The 17849-nt window shown below is 66.7% G+C and carries 14 protein-coding genes, 1 tRNA gene, 2 pseudogenes and 1 other annotated feature; of the genes and pseudogenes, 14 read left to right on the forward strand and 3 right to left on the reverse strand.

Annotation, left to right across the window (positions count from 1 at the left end):
* The first annotated feature begins 352 nt into the window (after positions 1–352).
* The 3 genes from E3D03_RS12470 (at position 353) to E3D03_RS12480 (ending at position 5969) form a co-directional block, all read left to right on the forward strand.
* Positions 353–3952 (forward strand): vitamin B12-dependent ribonucleotide reductase, encoded by a 3600-nt coding sequence (locus E3D03_RS12470; protein WP_263567229.1) that lies wholly within the window; start codon positions 353–355, stop codon positions 3950–3952.
* Positions 3916–4215, forward strand: coding sequence for a hypothetical protein (locus E3D03_RS12475; RefSeq protein WP_062560842.1), 300 nt, complete (start codon positions 3916–3918; stop codon positions 4213–4215). Before E3D03_RS12470 ends, E3D03_RS12475 begins: the two co-directional genes overlap by 37 nt.
* Positions 4216–4430: 215 nt before the next feature.
* Complete coding sequence (locus E3D03_RS12480) at positions 4431–5969, forward strand: DegQ family serine endoprotease (protein WP_263567218.1); 1539 nt, start codon at positions 4431–4433, stop codon at positions 5967–5969.
* A gap of 183 nt (positions 5970–6152) precedes the next feature.
* Here the strand turns inward: E3D03_RS12480 and E3D03_RS12485 are convergent, their stop codons facing one another.
* Positions 6153–6914: an invasion associated locus B family protein gene (locus tag E3D03_RS12485; RefSeq protein WP_263567219.1), complete on the reverse strand. Its 762-nt coding sequence runs from the start codon at positions 6912–6914 to the stop codon at positions 6153–6155.
* A 480-nt stretch (positions 6915–7394) separates the two neighbouring features.
* Between E3D03_RS12485 and E3D03_RS12490 the strand changes: the two genes are divergently transcribed.
* Positions 7395–8972 (forward strand): DUF853 domain-containing protein, encoded by a 1578-nt coding sequence (locus E3D03_RS12490; RefSeq protein ID WP_263567220.1) that lies wholly within the window; start codon positions 7395–7397, stop codon positions 8970–8972.
* Here E3D03_RS12490 and E3D03_RS12495 read toward each other — a convergent pair.
* On the reverse strand, positions 8959–9285 hold the full coding sequence (locus tag E3D03_RS12495) for a DUF6477 family protein (protein ID WP_263567221.1): 327 nt from the start codon (positions 9283–9285) through the stop codon (positions 8959–8961). The two genes, E3D03_RS12490 and E3D03_RS12495, sit on opposite strands and share 14 nt — an antisense overlap.
* 214 nt (positions 9286–9499) lie before the next feature.
* Here E3D03_RS12495 and E3D03_RS12500 point away from each other — a divergent pair, with 214 nt between their 5' ends.
* Entirely contained in the window at positions 9500–10681 is a 1182-nt protein-coding gene (locus E3D03_RS12500; RefSeq protein WP_263567222.1) for a DUF6456 domain-containing protein, read from the forward strand.
* 69 nt (positions 10682–10750) lie between these two features.
* Here the strand turns inward: E3D03_RS12500 and E3D03_RS12505 are convergent, their stop codons facing one another.
* Positions 10751–11299: a peroxiredoxin gene (locus tag E3D03_RS12505; RefSeq protein ID WP_062560838.1), complete on the reverse strand. Its 549-nt coding sequence runs from the start codon at positions 11297–11299 to the stop codon at positions 10751–10753.
* Positions 11300–11440: 141 nt separating this feature from the next.
* Between E3D03_RS12505 and lipA the strand changes: the two genes are divergently transcribed.
* The 9 genes and pseudogenes from lipA to E3D03_RS12550 form a co-directional block, all read left to right on the forward strand.
* A complete protein-coding gene (gene lipA, locus E3D03_RS12510; RefSeq protein WP_062560837.1) occupies positions 11441–12388 on the forward strand; it encodes a lipoyl synthase in 948 nt (315 codons plus the stop codon).
* A gap of 50 nt (positions 12389–12438) precedes the next feature.
* A tRNA-Leu gene (locus E3D03_RS12515) sits at positions 12439–12522 on the forward strand.
* A gap of 571 nt (positions 12523–13093) precedes the next feature.
* Complete coding sequence (locus E3D03_RS12520) at positions 13094–13462, forward strand: hypothetical protein (RefSeq protein WP_263567223.1); 369 nt, start codon at positions 13094–13096, stop codon at positions 13460–13462.
* A gap of 158 nt (positions 13463–13620) precedes the next feature.
* Complete coding sequence (locus E3D03_RS12525) at positions 13621–14691, forward strand: hypothetical protein (RefSeq protein ID WP_263567224.1); 1071 nt, start codon at positions 13621–13623, stop codon at positions 14689–14691.
* 21 nt (positions 14692–14712) lie between these two features.
* Positions 14713–15069 (forward strand): annotated as a pseudogene (locus E3D03_RS12530) (DUF2169 domain-containing protein); the annotation flags it as partial.
* Complete coding sequence (locus E3D03_RS12535) at positions 15066–15659, forward strand: hypothetical protein (RefSeq protein WP_263567225.1); 594 nt, start codon at positions 15066–15068, stop codon at positions 15657–15659. The pseudogene E3D03_RS12530 and the gene E3D03_RS12535, both read left to right, overlap by 4 nt.
* Before the next feature lie 58 nt (positions 15660–15717).
* Positions 15718–15954, forward strand: coding sequence for a hypothetical protein (locus E3D03_RS12540; protein ID WP_263567226.1), 237 nt, complete (start codon positions 15718–15720; stop codon positions 15952–15954).
* Positions 15955–15965: 11 nt separating this feature from the next.
* Positions 15966–16952: a DUF3396 domain-containing protein gene (locus E3D03_RS12545; protein ID WP_263567227.1), complete on the forward strand. Its 987-nt coding sequence runs from the start codon at positions 15966–15968 to the stop codon at positions 16950–16952.
* Between the two features lie 166 nt (positions 16953–17118).
* Positions 17119–17732, forward strand: a pseudogene (locus E3D03_RS12550) (IS3 family transposase); the annotation flags it as partial.
* Positions 17346–17466: a sequence feature (AL1L pseudoknot), on the forward strand. Its footprint overlaps the pseudogene before it by 121 nt.
* Positions 17733–17849: the final 117 nt, after the last annotated feature.

The following is a 17849-nucleotide window of genomic DNA, read 5'->3' on the forward strand; positions in this document are numbered from 1 at the left end:
GGCGGCGCCGAACCCGGCCTGAACATTCGGCTTTTCGCGGCGGTGCACAAAAGCCCAGTTGTTAACAACGCATTGATGGCGAATCTGCGCCGCGGCTGACAGGATGTCGCGGCCGGGCTGTAAAGCGAAAAAATTGATTGAAATGCGCGAGGGCTCGCGCCAATTTGTAGCCCATGCCGACGACACTACCAGATCTTGTGGTCATCTACCCCAGATCTGGTCCTGGTGGGCGCGGGCGAGAGTTCAATGAATGGCTACCGATGCCGCCTGCCGGGCAGGTCGGGCCGCACCTGCGGGTGCGGGCGACGCTGGCGTCTGGGCGGTGGTGCGGGGCAATGAGGGGATGACGGGCATGCGGATCGAGCGGCGTTTCACCACGGCCGAGGGCGGCGCCTATGGCGGGATGGAATTTGCGAAAACCCTGAGCGAGATCCGCGATCCGGACGGGCGTATCGTGTTCCGCAACGAATCCGTCGAGGTGCCGCAGGGCTGGAGCCAGGTCGCCTCGGACGTGATCGCGCAGAAATATTTCCGCAAGGCCGGGGTGCCGGCGCGGCTGAAGCGGGTCAAGGAAAAGGGCGTGCCGGAATTCCTGTGGCGCTCGGTCCCGGACGAGGCCGCGCTGGCGGAGCTGCCCGAGGATCAGCGCAGCACCGGCGAGACCTCGGCTTGCCAGGTCTTCGACCGGCTGGCCGGCGCCTGGGCCTATTGGGGCTGGAAGGGCGGGTATTTTTCCAACGAAGAAGACGCCCGCGCCTATTACGACGAGATGCGCTTCATGCTGGCGGCGCAGATGGCGGCGCCGAATTCGCCGCAATGGTTCAACACCGGACTGCATTGGGCCTATGGCATCGACGGCCCGTCGCAGGGGCATTTCTATGTCGATTTCAAGACCGGCGCGCTGGTCAAGTCCGACAGCGCCTATGAGCATCCGCAGCCGCATGCCTGCTTCATCCAGTCGGTCAGCGACGACCTGGTGAACGACGGCGGCATCATGGACCTGTGGGTCCGCGAGGCGCGGCTTTTCAAATATGGCTCGGGCACGGGCACCAATTTTTCGTCCCTTCGAGGGGAGGGCGAGAAACTGTCGGGCGGCGGCAAGTCTTCGGGGCTCATGGGCTTCCTGAAGATCGGAGACCGCGCAGCGGGGGCGATCAAATCGGGCGGGACGACCCGACGCGCCGCAAAGATGGTGATCTGCGACATGGATCACCCCGACATCGAGCAGTTCATCAACTGGAAGGTCATCGAGGAACAGAAGGTCGCCGCCCTGGTGGCCGGGTCCAAGATGCACGAACGGAAGCTGAACGAGATCTTCGCCGCGATCCGCGGCTGGGACGGCAGCGTCGAGCATGCCACCGACCCCGCCCGGAACGCGGCGTTGAAATCGGCGATACGCAGCGCGAAACGCAGCATGATCCCGGAAACCTATGTGAACCGGGTTCTGCAATATGCCCGCCAGGGCTTTGATTCGATTGAATTCCCCAGCTACGATACCGATTGGGATTCCGAAGCCTATGCCTCGGTTTCCGGGCAGAATTCCAACAACTCGGTGCGGGTGACGGATGCCTTCCTGCGCGCGGTCCGCGAGGACCAGCCGTGGGAGCTGGTGCGCCGTACCGACGGCAAGGTGGCCAAGACCGTCTCGGCGCGCGAGCTGTGGAGCCAGATCGGCCATGCCGCCTGGGCCTGCGCCGATCCGGGCATCCAGTTCCACGACACGATCAACGCCTGGCACACCTGCCCCGAGCACGGGCCGATCCGGGCCAGCAATCCGTGCAGCGAATACATGTTCCTGGACGACACCGCCTGCAACCTGGCCTCAATGAACCTGCTGACCTTCTGGAACGGGCAGGGCTTCGATGCCGAGGGCTATATCCATGCCACGCGGCTCTGGACGCTGACGCTGGAGATCTCGGTGCTGATGGCGCAGTTCCCCTCGCGCGAGATCGCGCAGCGCAGCTATGACTTCCGCACGCTGGGCCTGGGCTATGCCAATATCGGCGGGCTGCTGATGACCATGGGCCTGGGCTACGATTCGACCGAGGGCCGGGCGCTGTGCGGCGCGCTGACCGCGCTGATGACCGGCGTCGCCTATGCCACCTCGGCCGAGATGGCGGGCGAGCTGGGGCCCTTCCCGGGCTACCAAAAGAACGCCTCGCACATGCTGCGGGTGATCCGCAACCACCGCGCCGCCGCCCACGGCACCGGCGCCTATCACGGGCTGAACGTCCGCCCGGTCGAGCTGGACGCCGCGAACTGCCCCGACCCGCGCCTGGTGGCGCTGGCGCAGGGCGCCTGGGACGAGGCGCTGACCCTGGGCGAGGAGCACGGCTATCGCAATGCCCAGGCCACGGTGATCGCGCCAACCGGCACCATCGGGCTGGTGATGGATTGCGACACCACCGGCATCGAGCCGGATTTCGCCCTGGTGAAGTTCAAGAAGCTGGCCGGCGGCGGCTATTTCAAGATCATCAACCGCTCGGTCCCGGCGGCGCTGGAGGCGCTGGGCTACGGCCCGGCGCAGATCGAGGAGATCGTGGCCTATGCCGTCGGCCACGCCAGCCTCGGGAATTGCCCCGGCATCAACCACACCAGCCTGGTCGGCCATGGCTTCGGCCCGCGCGAGCTGGAAAAGATCGAGGCGGCGCTGGCGGCGGCCTTCGACATCCGCTTCGTCTTCAACCAGTGGACCCTGGGCGAGGATTTCTGCCGCGATACGCTGGGCATCCCGGCCGCGAAGCTGGCCGATCCGGGTTTCGACCTGCTGCGGCACCTGGGCTTTACCCGCGCGCAGATCGAGGCCGCGAACGACCATGTCTGCGGCACCATGACCCTGGAGGGCGCGCCGCATCTGCGCCCCGAACATTACCCGGTCTTCGACTGCGCCAACGCCTGCGGCAAGAAGGGCAGCCGCACCCTGTCGGTCGAAAGCCATATCCGCATGATGGCGGCGGCGCAGAGCTTCATCTCGGGCGCGATTTCCAAGACCATCAACATGCCGAACAGCGCCAGCATCGCCGATGCGCTGGCGGCCTATGAGCTGAGCTGGTCGCTGGGCGTCAAGGCCAATGCGCTGTATCGCGACGGGTCCAAGCTGTCGCAGCCGCTGGCCTCGGCCCTGGTCGAGGACGACGAGGAGGCCGAAGAGATCCTCGCCTCGGGCAATGTGCAGGAAAAGGCCACGGTGATCGCCGAGAAGATCGTCGAGAAGATCATCGTCAAGGAGGCCGTGCGCAGCAACCGCGAGAAGCTGCCGCATCGCCGCAAGGGCTATACCCAGAAGGCGGTGATCGGTGGCCACAAGGTCTATCTGCGCACCGGCGAATATGACGACGGGTCCTTGGGCGAGATCTTCATCGACATGCACAAGGAAGGCGCGGGCTTCCGGGCGATGATGAACAATTTCGCCATCGCCGTGTCGGTCGGCCTGCAATACGGCGTGCCGCTGGAGGAATTCGTCGACGCCTTCACCTTCACCCGCTTCGAGCCGGCGGGCATGGTGCAGGGCAATGACAGCATCAAGAACGCGACCTCGATCCTGGACTATGTCTTCCGCGAACTGGCCGTCAGCTATCTGGACCGCACGGACCTCGCGCATGTCCAGCCGCAGGGCGCGCGCTTCGACGACATGGGCGGCGGCGAGGCCGAGGGCCAGCCGAATGTCGCGCCGGTGGGCGAGAAGGCCTCGCGCTCGCTGGAGATGCTGAAGCAGATCAGCTCGACCGGCTATCTGCGGAAGCGGCTGCCGCAGGACCTGCTGGTGCTGCAATCGCAGGTTTCGACGCTGGCGGTGGCCTCGGCCGATCCGGTGGCGATGGATGCGCGGACCAAGGCGCGCATGCAGGGCTATGAGGGCGATCCCTGCGGCGAATGCGGCAATTACACGCTGGTCCGCAACGGCACCTGCATGAAATGCAACACCTGCGGCGGCACCAGCGGGTGCAGCTGATGGAGGCGGGGATGGAGCTTCTGGTCGGCGCGCGCCGCATCACGCCCGAGCGGGTGCAGGCGGTTCCGGGCGGCATCGAGGCCGAACTGCGCGGCGAGGCGGTGCTGCGGCTGCTGGACGCGACCTTTCACGGCACCGGCTCGATCGAGATCCTGGGCGGGGCGCTGAACCGCCGCCCCGTCGATGTCGCCGGCATCGAGATGCGCGGCGCGAGCACGCTGGTCACGCTGCTTTGCGCGGGCGAGGCGGCGCAGCTGAACTGAAACCGTCAGGGCAGGGGTTCCGTGGCCCGGGCAACGCCCGGCAGCGGAACCTTTTTGCCGTGGCGGGCTTGAACCCGGGCATTGCCTGCAAGTCACGATCAGTTCATCCTTTGCGAGCGTGGTTCATTTGCAACGGGACCGAAAATCCCCTTGAACATGAGCAGATTGCCATGGGACCGGTTCGCGCGGCCCCGGCATGGAAGGAGACCATCCAGATGAACAGACCCTCTTTTCGTCCTCTTCTGACCGGCTCGGGGCTGGCGCTGCTGCTGGCGCTGTCGCCGGCACTGGCCCAGGCGCCCGCCGCCCAGTCGCCGCAGGCCGCCGCCAATGACAACCAGCCGCTTGCCGCCCCCGAAAGCAAGGCGCGCAAGGAAAACGTCATGCCGGAGAGCTTTGCCGACCTGGTCGAGCAGGTCAGCCCGGCGGTGGTGAACATCACCACGACCTCGACCGTCTCGACGCCGCTGGTGCGCGGTCCGCAACTGCCCGAGGGCAGCCCGTTCAGCGACCTGTTCCGCGAATTCGGCTTTCCCGGCTTTCCGCAGGGCGAGGGCGGCAACCCGTTCGGCGGCGGGCCGATGGAGCAGCAGCGTTCGAATGCGCTCGGCTCGGGCTTCGTGGTCTCGCCCGAGGGGCTGATCGTCACCAACAACCATGTGATCGAAGGCGCCGACGAGATCGAGGTCGAGTTCTTCTCGGGCAAGACGCTGCCGGCCAAGGTGGTGGGCCGCGACGACAAGACGGACATCGCCGTCTTGAAGGTCGAAAGCAAGGACCCCTTGCCCTTCGTCAAGTTCGGCGACAGCGACAAGGGGCGCGTGGGCGACTGGGTGCTGGCGCTGGGGAACCCGCTGGGGCAGGGCTTCTCGGCCTCGACCGGGATCATCTCGGCCCGGAACCGCGCGCTGTCGGGCAGCTATGACGATTTCATCCAGACCGACGCGGCGATCAACCGCGGCAACTCGGGCGGGCCCCTGTTCAACATGGACGGCGAGGTGATCGGGGTGAACACCGCGATCCTGTCGCCGAACGGCGGCTCGATCGGCATCGGCTTCTCGATGGCCTCGAACGTGGTCTCGAAGGTGGTCGAGCAGCTCGAGGAATTCGGCGAGACCCGGCGCGGCTGGCTGGGGGTCAAGATCCAGCCGGTGACGCAGGACATTGCCGATTCGCTGGGCCTGGCCGAAGCGAGCGGCGCCATGGTCACGGACGTGCCCTCGGGGCCCGCCGCCGATGCCGGGATGAAGGCGGGCGACGTGATCACCAGCTTCGCCGGCGGCGAGGTCAAGGACCCGCGCGACCTGGTGCGCCGCGTGGCCGATGCGCCGGTCGGCAAGGCGGTGGACGTGACCGTGCAGCGCGAGGGCAAGCCGGTCGAACTGAAGGTGACGCTGGGCCGGCGCGAACTGGCCGAGGGTTCGGGTTCGGGCAAGGTGGACAGCGCCAGGGAAACCGCGAGCGACCTGATGGGCATGACGCTGGCGCCGCTGACGCCCGAGATCGCGGCCGAGCTGGGCGTGTCGCGCGACATGCAGGGGCTGGTGGTGCAATCGGTCGATCCGACCGGCGCCGCCGCCGACAAGGGCCTGACCGCCGGCGATGTCATCACCGAGGCCGGCCAGCAGCCGGTGACCTCGCTCGCCGACCTGGAGGGGCGGGTGAAAGAGGCGCGCGAGGCCGGGCGCAAGTCGATCCTGGTCATGGTGCGCCGCGCCGGCGAGCCGCGCTTCGTCGCCCTGCCGGTCGAGTGATCCGGGGCCACGCTTCTTTCGAGGGGCGCCTTGGCGGGCGCCCCTTTGCCGTGCCGGCCGCCGGGGGTGGTGGCGCGGGCAGCGTGAGTATTTGTGAAACGGTGAAGGCCAGGCCGCCGCGCGGGCGACGGCCATGAAAAAAGGGCCGGGTTTCCCCGGCCCGATTTCCCATGCGGGGGGCCGTTACTGCTGGGGCGCCTCGGCCGGGGCAGCGGCGGGTGCGGCGGCCGGGGCTGCCGGGGCCGGGGTGGCCGGCGCGGCGGCCAGGTCCTTGTTCGCCTCGACCAGCGCGGTCATGCCGGCGGTGAAGCCTTTCAGCGACAGGTTCAGCTTGACCATCTGCTCTTTCGGGGCGCCGAAGGGCAGCACCGAGACGGTGGCCTTGTTGCCCTTTTTCAGCGGGGCGAGCTCGGCATCGGCCAGGCCGATGCGCGAGATGCAGCCGACCTGCGCGCAGAGCATGAACGGATAGCGGCCTTCCTTGGCGGCGTCGACTTGCAGGCCCAAGCCGGCCTGCAGGTCGGTTTCCAGCGGCGCGACGAAGGTGACGACGGCCTGCACATTGCCGGTCATCGGGATCACCGAGGCCTCGGCCACCGGCGAATCGTTCTGGTCCTTGAGCAGCTGGTAGAGCTCGCAGGGATCCTTGCCGGTCTCGGTCTTCATGCAGCGCAGGGTCCAGTCGCCATGCGTCGACTTGGCATAGGGCTGGCCGACCTTGGGTGCGCCGTCGGCAGCGGGGGCTTCGGCAGCGGGGGTCTCGGTTGCGGGCGCGGCGGGGGCCGGCGTGGTGGCGGCGGGCGTTTCGCTGGCAGGGGCTTCGCTGGCGGCGGCCTCGGCGGCGGGCTGGGCCGGGGTGGCCGCTTCCTGCGCCATCACGCTGGCGGCGCTGCCGGTCAGGGTGAAGAGGGCGGCGATCAATGCCGCGGACGTCCTATTTGCCATGGTGCTTTCCTTTGGTCCATGCATCGGCCCTGCTCCTAACATGCGCGCTGCGCCTTGTCAGGGCGGATCGCATCGCGGGGCGTCACCTTTGCGTGCCAGTGGGATATGGGCGAAAACCTGCTGCGCCAGGCTTTGCCGGGGCCCGAAAAGGCGAGGGATCCGAAGCGTAAGACAGCCGCCCCGGATCCCCAGCTTACCTTCCCTGCCGGACTGGCCGGTCATCATTGCTCGGAAAGCTAGAGCCGGAACGAAGGTCCGTCAACTATCCTATTCGACAGATTGTTACATTGTGATGACCGCGATGTGATCGGCACCGGGATGCAAAAAAAAGCCGCGCCAGAGGCGCGGCAGTCCAACAGGGAGGAAAGCCGGCCCGCCGCCGATGCGATGGCCCGACAGGAACAGACTGGCACAAAATTCTTACGGTTGTATTGTCCTTTTGTCGCAGCCCGCGTTTTTTTGCCGATCCGAGGAGAAAATATGACAGATATCGTCGATCTGGCCGCGGGAACGGTCTTTCTGGGCGGCGGCGGCGCTGATCATGCCCAGCCGCAGAACCTGCTGCTGAAATACGCCAATCGCCACGGGCTGATCGCCGGTGCCACCGGGACCGGCAAGACGGTGACGCTGCAGGTGCTGGCCGAATCGTTCTCCAAGGCGGGCGTGCCGGTGTTCATGGCCGATGTGAAGGGCGACCTGGCCGGCATCGCAAAGCCCGGCGATCCCGCCGGCAAGCTGAACGAGCCGTTCCAGGCGCGGGCGGCGCAGATCGGCATGGCGCTGGAATACGAGGATTTTCCGGTCACCTTCTGGGACATCTGGGGCGAGCGCGGCCACCCGGTCCGCACCACGCCGGCCGAGATGGGGCCCTTGCTGCTGTCGCGGCTGATGGGCCTGACCGATGCGCAAGAGGGGGTGCTGAACATCGCCTTCCGCGTCGCCGACGAAGAGGGGCTGGCGCTTCTGGACATGAAGGACCTGCAGGCCATGCTGGTCTGGGTCGGGCAGAACGCCAAGGAGCTGTCGCTGAAATACGGCAATGTCTCGACCGCCTCGGTCGGCGCCATCCAGCGCGCGTTGCTGGTGCTGGAAGGCGAGGGCGGCGACCGGCTCTTCGGCGAGCCGGCCTTGGAGCTTTCCGACATCATGCGGCTGGATGCCTCGGGCAAGGGGATGATCAACATCCTGTCGGCCGAGCGGCTGATGAACGCGCCGCGGCTTTACGCGACCTTCCTTTTGTGGCTGATGAGCGAACTTTTCGAACAGCTGCCCGAAGTCGGCGACCCGGACAAGCCGCGCGTCGCCTTCTTCTTCGACGAGGCGCATCTTCTGTTCGACGATGCTCCGCCGGCGCTGGTCGACAAGATCGAGCAGGTGGCGCGGCTGATCCGGTCCAAGGGCGTCAGCCTGTGGTTCATCAGCCAGAACCCGGCCGACCTGCCGGAATCGGTGCTGGGGCAGCTTGGCAACCGCGTCCAGCACGCGCTGCGCGCCTTTACCGCCAAGGACCAGAAGGCGCTGAAGCTCGCCGCGCAGAACTATCGCGCCAATCCCGATTTCGACATCGCCGAGGCGATCCAGGCCGTCGGCACCGGCGAGGCCGTGACCTCGCTGCTGGAGGCCAAGGGCGTGCCGGGCGTGGCGCAGCGCACCCTGATCCGCCCGCCGCTGTCGCAGCTTGGCCCGATCGCGGATGCCGAGCGCGCGGCGCTGAACGCGGCAAGCCCGATGGCGCTGAAATACGGCAAGGCACTGGACCGCGAATCGGCGGCCGAGATCCTGGCCAGCCGCGCCGAAAAGGCCGCGGCGCAGGCGGCGCGGCCGGAGGCCCCGGGCGACGACGATCTGTGGACGATGGAAAAGCCGCACAGCCGCGGCCGGCGCTATGATCCCCGGATCCAGATCCCCGACGAGGCGCCGGCGAAACGCAGCAGCCGGGCCTCGACCAGCGATTCCATCGCCACGACCTTCGGCAAGAGTCTGGCGCGGCAGCTGGGGACCAAGACCGGCCAGGCGCTGGTGCGCGGCGTGCTGGGCTCGCTGTTCAGAGGCAAGTAGCCGGCAGCGGGCGCGGGGCGGCATCGGCCGTCTCGGCCAGGATGGCGATCAGCAGCATGATATGGCGGTGCACGTCGTAATCGGCGCGCCCCTCGCGGCGGATAGTGTCGAGCTGCGCTTCCTCGGCGCGCAGCCGGGCCAGGGCGGCGCCGGCCAGCGGCGTCTCGTCGCATTTCAGCAGCCGGCGCAGGTCGCGCCGCCGGTTCCAGCCCGCCAGACCCACCCGCGCAGCCCGCACCAAGAGCCGCGGCCGGCGCATCTGCGGCTGGCCGAGCCGGAGCTGGAAGGCGATCACATTGCTCATCATCGTCATGGCGCTTTCTCCGTTTCCCAGTGGAACCGGGGAAAATTTGCACAACCAATGCGTGTGTTGCGTCCCGTTGCCGTGCTGCGCGCGGCGCGGCAAGGAATCTTTAGGAATTCTTAGCAAATATCGCTCCATCTCGGCCTGATCCTGTCTTGGTGAGGCGGGAGGTGACACAACCCATGGGCGAGCGCCTGCCCGCTCGTCTGCAGGAAGCGAAGGAATGACCATGACGATTTTGACGGGAGACTTTGCCCCGGAAGCCCCGATCGCCGCCCTGCCTGCCGGCTTCGGGGTCTCGGCCTGTGAAGGGCCCGATGCGGGGACGGACTCCCAGACCCGGGACGGTGACCTGAAACTGTATCTGCGCCATGTCGAGGGCGGCGAGACCATCCGCTCGCTGGCGCGCGAGGCGGGTTGCCACGCCTCGACGATCCTGCGCCGCATTCGCCGCTTCGAGGCGCGCCGCGACGATCCGCTGGTCGATCAGGCGGTCGAGCGCGCCGCGGATCGCGACCGCGGTGCCGCGCCGGTGGCGCCGGGCCGCACCGGCATGCGACAGATCGCCCGCATCCTGCGCCGGCTGGCCGAGCCCGGCGCGCAGATGGTGGTGGCCGACGGCATGGACAAGGCCATCGTCGTGCGCGACGACATCCGCACCGCCATTCTGGACCGTGAGTTGGCCGAGCACATGGCGATCCGCGCCTGGGTGCAGCTGCTGGGGCAGGGCCGGGTCAGCCGCTATGCGATCTCGGGCCAGGGCCGCGAGGCGCTGCGGGCGATGCTGGCGGCCCGGCGCGGCAATGCCATGCCGCAGGGCGCCGATTTCAGCCTGGCCGACCCGGTGGCGCCCGAACTGGCGGGCTGCGCCGAGGAGGCCGCCGCCTTCAGCCATGCCGACCGGCATCGGCACTGGGAAGAGCGCGAGATCACCGACCCCGAGGACGGCCGCCGCCGCCGCACCCGGATCAATATCGCGGAAAGCCCGCTGCTGATGCTGGCGCGACGGCGCGAACCGGACGGCCGGCCGTTCCTTGCCCCCGACCTGGTCGCCGCCGGCGAGCGCCTGCGCGAGGATTTCGAGCTGGCGCAGATGGGACCGCGCGTCACGCAGAACTGGGACCGCTTCCTGACTTCGGGCGTCGACGTGTCGCGGGTCTCGGCCGGGATGGGCGGCGGTTCCGAAGGGGCGCGCAACCGGGTCGCGGCGGCGCTGCGCGAGCTGGGGCCGGGCATGGGCGACATGTGCCTGCGGGTCTGCTGCTTTCTCGAAGGGGTCGAGATGACCGAGCGCCGGCTGGGCTGGTCGGCGCGCTCGGGCAAGATCGTGCTGCGGCTGGCGCTGATGCGGCTGGAACGCCACTACCGCGAGACCTATGGCTCGGGCGCGCCGCTGATCGGCTGATCCCGGCAGGCCAACGGCCATGAAAAAGGGCGCCCCGGTGGCGCCCTTTCGTGTGTCCGGAGGATCGGATCAGGCGGCGGCTTGCGCCGGGTTGGCGCGCAGCCATTCCAGCACCGATTCGGGCGAGCTGGCGCCATAGGGATCCTCGGGACAGTCGTCGCAGCGGCCGGGCTCTTCGAACCAGGCCTCGACGCGGCCGTCGTTGACGATGGCGGCATAGCGCCAGCTGCGGGCGCCGAAGCCCAGGTTGTCCTTGCGCACCAGCATGCCGACCTTGTCGGTGAACGCGCCCGAGCCGTCCGGGATCACCTTCACGTTTTCAAGGTTCTGGCCCTTGGCCCATTGGTTCATCACGAAACTGTCGTTGACCGACATGCAATAGATCGCGTCGATGCCCAGGGTCGCCATTTCATCGGCGGCCTTCTCGAAGCCGGGCAGCTGGTAGGTCGAGCAGGTGGGCGTGAACGCGCCGGGCAGCGAGAACAGCACCACGCGCTTGCCGGCGAAATAGTCGGCCGTGGTCATCGCCTGCCAGCGATAGGGGTTCGGGCCGCCCACGGCCTCGTCGCGCACGCGGGTCTGGAAGGTCACGTCGGGAAGCAGATCGCCTTTTTTCATCTTTGGTCCTTTCAACATCCGCTCCTCCCTCAGGCCGATGCTGCGGCGCGGCATCGACGGGCTTTAGATGCACCCTGCAGGACCGTTGATCAAGGGGCGAAAAACCCTTAGTTATGCCGGAAATCAGCAAAGGATGCCGACATGGCGGACATGCCCCCGGTTCTGCGCCACCCCGAGAAGGCCCATCGCCCCGACCAGTCCCAGCCCAAGAAGCCGGACTGGATCCGGGTCAAGGCGCCGACCAGCCAGGGCTACAAGGACACGCGCGATCTGCTGCGCGAGCATCGCCTGTCCACCGTCTGCGAAGAGGCGGGCTGCCCGAACGTCGGCGAGTGCTGGAGCCAGGGCCACGCCACCATGATGATCATGGGCGAGATCTGCACCCGCGGCTGTTCCTTCTGCAACGTGCAGACCGGCAAGCCCGATGCGCTGGACGCCTTCGAGCCGGGCCGCGTCGCCCATGCCGTGCAGAAGCTGGGGCTGAACCATGTCGTGCTGACCTCGGTCGACCGCGACGACCTGGGCGACGGCGGGGCCGAGCATTTCGCCCAGACCATCCGCGCCATCCGCCACCGCTCGCCCAAGTCCACCATCGAGGTGCTGACCCCGGATTTCCTGAAATGCGGCCCCGCCGCGCTGGAGACCGTGGTCGAGGCGCGGCCCGACGTGTTCAACCACAACCTGGAAACCGTGCCCGGGCTCTACCCGACCGTGCGGCCCGGCGCGCGCTATTTCCACTCGCTGCGGCTGTTGCAGCGGGTGAAGGAACTCGACCCCGGCATGTTCACCAAGTCGGGCATCATGGTCGGCCTGGGCGAGGACCGCCAGGGCGTGTTGCAGGTCATGGACGACATGCGCGCCGCCGACATCGACTTCATGACCATCGGGCAATATCTGCAGCCGACGCCCAAGCATCACCGCGTCGATCGCTTCGTGACCCCCGAGGAATTCAAGAGCTATGAGAAGGCCGCCTATGGCAAGGGCTTCCTGATGGTCTCGGCGACGCCCTTGACGCGGTCCTCGTATCACGCCGGCGACGATTTCGCGCGGATGCGGGCGGCGCGTATGGAGAAGCTGGGCCGCGCCTGACGCGGCCTCTTGCAAAAGCGCGCGCAGCGCCTTACGCGGTGGCGTGGAAGGCCCGAGTGGCGGAATGGTAGACGCAGCGGATTCAAAATCCGCCGCCGCAAGGCATGTCGGTTCGAGTCCGACCTCGGGTACCAGCCTTCCCCCGAAGATCGATTTCAGCGCATCTTTGGCAAAATCCCAAGGAACTCAATGGCATCTCAGTTTCTGCCTGGGAAGTTTGGGCACAATCCATCTTCCGTTGTTGTAACGTTGCTGCAACTCCGGAGCGGTGGGTTTCTTCGCATTTCCCTGCAAGTATTGGTGTCACACAACAACCGCGTCCGAATTCCGGTGACCGCGTGGTGACCGCGGACATCTTCGGAAAGGGTGAGATGTCGCGAGGGGTATGAAAAAGGCGCTAAGGGGTTGTTAAACCTGCCTTAGCGCCTTTCGAAACATGGTGGGCGATGACGGATTTGAACCGTTGACATCTTCGATGTGAAGCCAGAAATTGGATTGTCACTCAATTGCACGAGATGACATCGGACTGCACGAAAGGGCAGGATCCGACTGGGTGCGGATCGGTTCGAACCTGCCCGGCCCGGCACCGCAGCCCAGCGCCCGGTCCGAGGGGACGGTGCGATGAGATGGCTTCTGTCCTGCGCCGCCGGCCTGTTGGCGGTCGCGCTGTTTCCCGTTTTTTCGTCAGCAGAAAGGGGGGCGTCCATGACCCGGACCGAATGTACCTCTGGAAATCTGGCGGTGGTGGAAACCGCGCTGTCAGAGGTGCTAGGGCAGGCGCCGCGCATCATCGGCCCGGCGTCCTGCGACAAGTCGGCCTATTCCAGCGACCTGGTCGCGCTGGTCGAGATCGACGCGGCAGCCGCCCCTGCGGACTGGCGGTTCGCTCCGGCCAGCGACGAGGCCGAGGCGCCGCTGCATTTGCTGGCGGCGCTCGATCCCGAGGTCTTTGCCGGTCTCGACCTGGCCGAGTTGGGGTTTTCGGGCGGTTTCAGCCGCGAATTGCGCAAGAACGTCTATTTGTTGCGGCTGCCCTCGGGACGGCTGTTTGCGCTGGTGACGGATTTCTTCTGATGCCCCGACCGAAGGGCGCAGCGGCCGCGCGACCGGTCTCCGGACGGGTCAGGGGACAGATGAAACGCCGGACTCTGCTGGCTTCGGCCGGCCTTGCCGCTGGATTGCTGGTATTGAACGGAAGAAGGGCATTGGCACAGGACTCAGGCACGGGCGCGTTGACGCGCAGCAAGGCCGCGTTCTCGGATCGGGCGCTGGCGCTGCCGGACTTCCCCAGTCTGGAATTCCGCACCGCCTTGCCCGAGGGACTGGAATGGTTCGAAAGCCCGCAGCCGGTCAAGGATTTCGACGCGGCGGGCATGTTCGCCCGGTTCGAGCGCCTCTGGCTAGGCTATAGGCCCGAGGACCGCGACCAGCTTGAAATCTCGGTCTATTGTGCCAGCATCCCGCCCGAGCGCGTGGCCATCGCCGCGGATTACGGCCGCCTGCTGGCGCGGTCATGGGGGCCCAGGAATTACGGCGTCGATGGCGATGCGCGCGATTTCGGCGAGGTGATGACCGGCGAGGACGACAGCGGCTTTGGCCGCAGGACGCGGATCAGCGTCTGGCGGCGCGGCACCGACCTGCTGATCCTGCGCGCCGATACCACGCTTGAGGATTTCGACGCGCAGGCACCGCGGATCGCCGCCATGGTCGGGTCGCTGGAGTTCCAGAACGAAAGCGTGGCGGATTCGATCATCGGCGGGCTGCGGCAGCACGAATTGCGGCTGCCCTCGGGCGGGAGCCTGCGCTATCCGCTGCCGGCGCATTGGCAGGCCTTTGGCAGCGACACGGGCTCGGCCGCGCCGGTATCCGCCGCCATCTGGCTGGACAAGGCGGATGAGGGCGGCAACAGCGCCATCGGCATCTTCGGCATTGCGGTGCCCGCCGGCGCCAAGGCCAAGGACGCGCCGCTGCGTGACATCGCCACCGCGATGTCGGATCTGCTGATGCAGAACCTTGCGCCTCAGGTGCAGTTCTCGCGCAAGCCGATGAGCGAGAACCGGCTGAAGGGCTTTGCCCCCGATGCGGTGCAGGGGCTTTTCCTTGACCGGCTGGACTGGGCCGAGGGGCGCAAGATGGGTGCGCGGGGGTTCTTCGTGCTCGGTCCTGCCGATTTGGTGGGGTATTCCTCGCTGAGCGCTTATCCCGAAAGCGCCGAGGCCATGGGGCTGGCGATGCACTCGAGCTTTGTCGACCGGCTCGTGCTGGACGCGCTGCGCGAACAGGTCGGGCAATCCGCAGAATGAACGAAGGTCACCTATGACGACCATTGGGCCAGGACGCGTCGGCCTCTGCCGCCGGCGGATTTCGACTCCGCTTTCCACCAATCCGCACCCGTCGGTCAATGGGCCGACCTGCGCGGCGGCGAAAGCGTGCAGGTGCGCAATGCCGGAGCCGGCCCCTCGCTGGAGTTTCGCGTGCCTCAGATCATTTCCGAGGTGCGGACACGCATTGCCAACGCCACCCTGACCAGCCACATGCGCCTGATCACGCTCGCCATCGATGCCCAGGACCGCCGAGCGACATTGGTCTGGAACAGTTCGGTTCCCTGCCCGGGCCAGGACGGCAAGCTGTCGGAATCCACGATGCTGATGTCTCAGGCGGCAGGGCTGGTGATGACATGACAGCCCGCATCCTTGGCATTGGCGCCGTCACCTCGCTGGGCAGCAGCTTGCAGCAGACGCTTGCGGCCCTCGACGACGGCGAGATGGGGCCGAGCCGCGACCGCAAGGCCATCGGCATCGACGGCCTGCCGATGACTCTGGCGCCGGTCTGGCCGCTGCACGACATCCACGATCCGCTGGAACGGCTGGCCCGGCTCGCGACGCTTGCTGTCAAGGATCTTGCCGGTCAGGGCTTCGATGTGGCGCAGGCAACCCGCTTTTCCCTGTGTCTTCCGCATGGGTGGAAAGGGCGGCCACGCCGATCCGCTCCGGTCCAGACTGGCAGAGCGCTGGTCGGTGTCCCCGGACAACATCGCCCTTTCCTTCGCCGACCGGAGCAGCCTTCTGGACTTGGCCTTTGCCGCCCAGAAACAGGGTCGGCGCAAATCCTGATCGTGGCCGAGACCTATCTCGTGGCCGAGCTGCTGGATAGCACCAGACCTGCGTCGCGACCGCCATTGCCGCTTTGCCGACGCGCTATGGCGTCCCCGGCTCACGTCTTGACGCGACGACGGTTGCCGCCGGTCAGCCGGTCGAGTTCATCGAGATGAAGTTCCCCGGCGACCGCTTGCGGGGCACGCAGCAACAGCGATATTCCAGATCGCGCGGATGAACGGAAAACAGTTGCAGTTGATGAACATTCCCCAGGACTGCAACAATTGCCAGGGCAGCCGGCCCGTCCAGCAACCGGCGCCCGCCCCGGCGCCGCAGACGGATTCGAACCTGGGCTGGTGGCTGCTGGGTGCTGCGGGAGTCGTCGCGGTCGGCGCCTGTGTGCTTGCTTCGGCCGGGGTGTGCGGCCTTGCCGTGGGGGGCGCGGGCCTTGCGGCCGCTGCCGGATCGTGAAGGAAAACCACATGACGCCCGACATGCTGCAAATGATCCGAGACCTCGACGCCGTCCGCATTGTCTCGCCGCAAGGGGACGAGACCGCGCGGATCGTCTTCAAGCTGGCGCTTTTCTTCGAGGGGGGGAACACGCTGGACGGACAGTTCCGGGCGCTGACGGCTCTGGCGGATCTGGCCGATGACGTGGCGCCGCATCTGGCCTATATGCAATGCGCCGGCGAAACCGCCCGACCAGAGCCATTCGACGCGGCCCGCTTTCGCCAACGCTCGGAACTGGCGATCCGGCAGCTTCATGCGAGCGGGCGTTACGATCAGGGCATCGACCTTGGCCTGTTCGGACAGGAGTTCAGGACACCCGACAACATGGGCGTGACGGCCTTTGGCGGCAGCGTCCTTGCCGGCGGCGGGCTGGAGGGAGCGGCGGACCTATCGCTGCTCGAATTCTCGACCAGCCTTATCTGGGATGCCGAAGTCGATTTCCGCCGCCAGACCGAACGCGCCCGCAAAGCAGCCTCGACGCTGGGGGCGATTTTCGGCATGGCCGGCTTTGGTCTGCAATATGACCGGATCTATGGCTCGACCGCCGGCAGCTATCCCTATATCGCCCGCTTCCCCGGGCTGCATTGCGGCCTTGATGATCGCTTCATGTCGGAACAATCCGTCCGCCGGAAGCGGGCCGACGGCTATTTCTCGATCAACTGGCTGACGTTTCTGGGCGATGAGCTGCTGGCCACACTCGCGCCTGCTGAAGAGCTGCGGGAAACACTGGGTGCAGATCGGCCAATAGCGCGCTTTGACGGCGGGATCATTGTTCAGGCCGGCGCCCGTCCGCAACTGGGCGATGTGAACCAGGGGCTGATCCTCGACGATTACCGCGCGGTGAATGCGGCACTGAGGTCGTTGCGGTTCGAGGATTACGTCGTTCCCGTGCTCGACGCGCCCGAGCCGCTGGACCCGCTTGAGGCGACATTCGACTGGATCAGACGATTCGACTGATGGGGGTGTCCCTACGGCAATCCGTTGACGATCATGGCGAATTTCTTCTTGCGACACCTTGACCCGCTCCGGGTTTGCCGGAGGCTCCAACTCTTGAGTAGGATGGAGCATTAAGAGCAAGACGACGAACAAGTTTTCCCCTGAGGTCCGCGAGCGTACGGCGCGGATGGTTCTCGACGGCGAGGGTCCGCATGGATCGCGCCGGCAGGTCATCGTGTCGATTTCCGCGAAGATCGGCTGTTCGGCCAACACGCCGAACGATTGTGTCAAGAAGGCCGAGGTCGACAGCGGCCGGCGCGCCGGCGTCTCGACCGACATGGCCGCGAAGCTGAAGGCCCTGGGGCGCGAGAACCGCAAACTGCGGCAAGCCAATGAGACTCTGCGCAAGGCGAGCGCGTATTTTGCGCTGGCGGAGCTCGACCGCCGGACGAAGTGATGGTGTCGTTCACCGATGCGCATCGGGGGATGCATGGGGTCGAGCCGATCTGCAGGGTGCTGCCGATCGGCCGTTCCACCTGCTTCAGCCATCTGGCGAAGCGGGCCGACCCGGCGCGCCAGACCGACAGGGCGCGCCGTGGCGTGCGCAAGGTCTGGCGGCAGCTGCGCCACGAAGGATTCGACATCGCGCGTTGCTCGGTCGGGAGGTTGATGAAGGGGCTGGGGATCCAAGGGATTATCCGTGGCAAGCCGCACAGGACGACGATCCCGGACAGATCGGCACCACGTCCGCTGGACAAGGTGAACCGCCAGTTCCGCGTGCCTACGCCGAACATGCTCTGGGGTCGTCCATTGTGGCGCCATTGAGGGTGTGGATGGCCCCATTAACGGCATCGCGTTGTGCCATGGTGGGTCTGTGAAAGCACGCATCCTGAGAGGAGCCATCCATGGAGCAACCTG

It is taken from the genome of Paracoccus sp. DMF (assembly GCF_004407025.1).
In the GTDB taxonomy this organism is placed as follows: domain Bacteria; phylum Pseudomonadota; class Alphaproteobacteria; order Rhodobacterales; family Rhodobacteraceae; genus Paracoccus; species Paracoccus aminovorans_B.

What these genes read in the sequence shown, in the direction of transcription:
- E3D03_RS12495 (WP_263567221.1), bottom strand. Translation starts at nt 9,285, where the DNA reads ATGACGATGATGAGCAATGTGATCGCCTTCCAGCTCCGGCTCGGCCAG.
- E3D03_RS12475 (WP_062560842.1), top strand. Translation starts at nt 3,916, where the DNA reads ATGCAACACCTGCGGCGGCACCAGCGGGTGCAGCTGATGGAGGCGGGG.
- E3D03_RS12490 (WP_263567220.1), top strand. Translation starts at nt 7,395, where the DNA reads ATGACAGATATCGTCGATCTGGCCGCGGGAACGGTCTTTCTGGGCGGC.
- E3D03_RS12470 (WP_263567229.1), top strand. Translation starts at nt 353, where the DNA reads ATGCGGATCGAGCGGCGTTTCACCACGGCCGAGGGCGGCGCCTATGGC.
- E3D03_RS12480 (WP_263567218.1), top strand. Translation starts at nt 4,431, where the DNA reads ATGAACAGACCCTCTTTTCGTCCTCTTCTGACCGGCTCGGGGCTGGCG.
- E3D03_RS12540 (WP_263567226.1), top strand. Translation starts at nt 15,718, where the DNA reads ATGAACGGAAAACAGTTGCAGTTGATGAACATTCCCCAGGACTGCAAC.
- E3D03_RS12505 (WP_062560838.1), bottom strand. Translation starts at nt 11,299, where the DNA reads ATGAAAAAAGGCGATCTGCTTCCCGACGTGACCTTCCAGACCCGCGTG.
- E3D03_RS12545 (WP_263567227.1), top strand. Translation starts at nt 15,966, where the DNA reads ATGACGCCCGACATGCTGCAAATGATCCGAGACCTCGACGCCGTCCGC.
- E3D03_RS12520 (WP_263567223.1), top strand. Translation starts at nt 13,094, where the DNA reads ATGACCCGGACCGAATGTACCTCTGGAAATCTGGCGGTGGTGGAAACC.
- lipA (WP_062560837.1), top strand. Translation starts at nt 11,441, where the DNA reads ATGGCGGACATGCCCCCGGTTCTGCGCCACCCCGAGAAGGCCCATCGC.
- E3D03_RS12500 (WP_263567222.1), top strand. Translation starts at nt 9,500, where the DNA reads ATGACCATGACGATTTTGACGGGAGACTTTGCCCCGGAAGCCCCGATC.
- E3D03_RS12485 (WP_263567219.1), bottom strand. Translation starts at nt 6,914, where the DNA reads ATGGCAAATAGGACGTCCGCGGCATTGATCGCCGCCCTCTTCACCCTG.
- E3D03_RS12535 (WP_263567225.1), top strand. Translation starts at nt 15,066, where the DNA reads ATGACAGCCCGCATCCTTGGCATTGGCGCCGTCACCTCGCTGGGCAGC.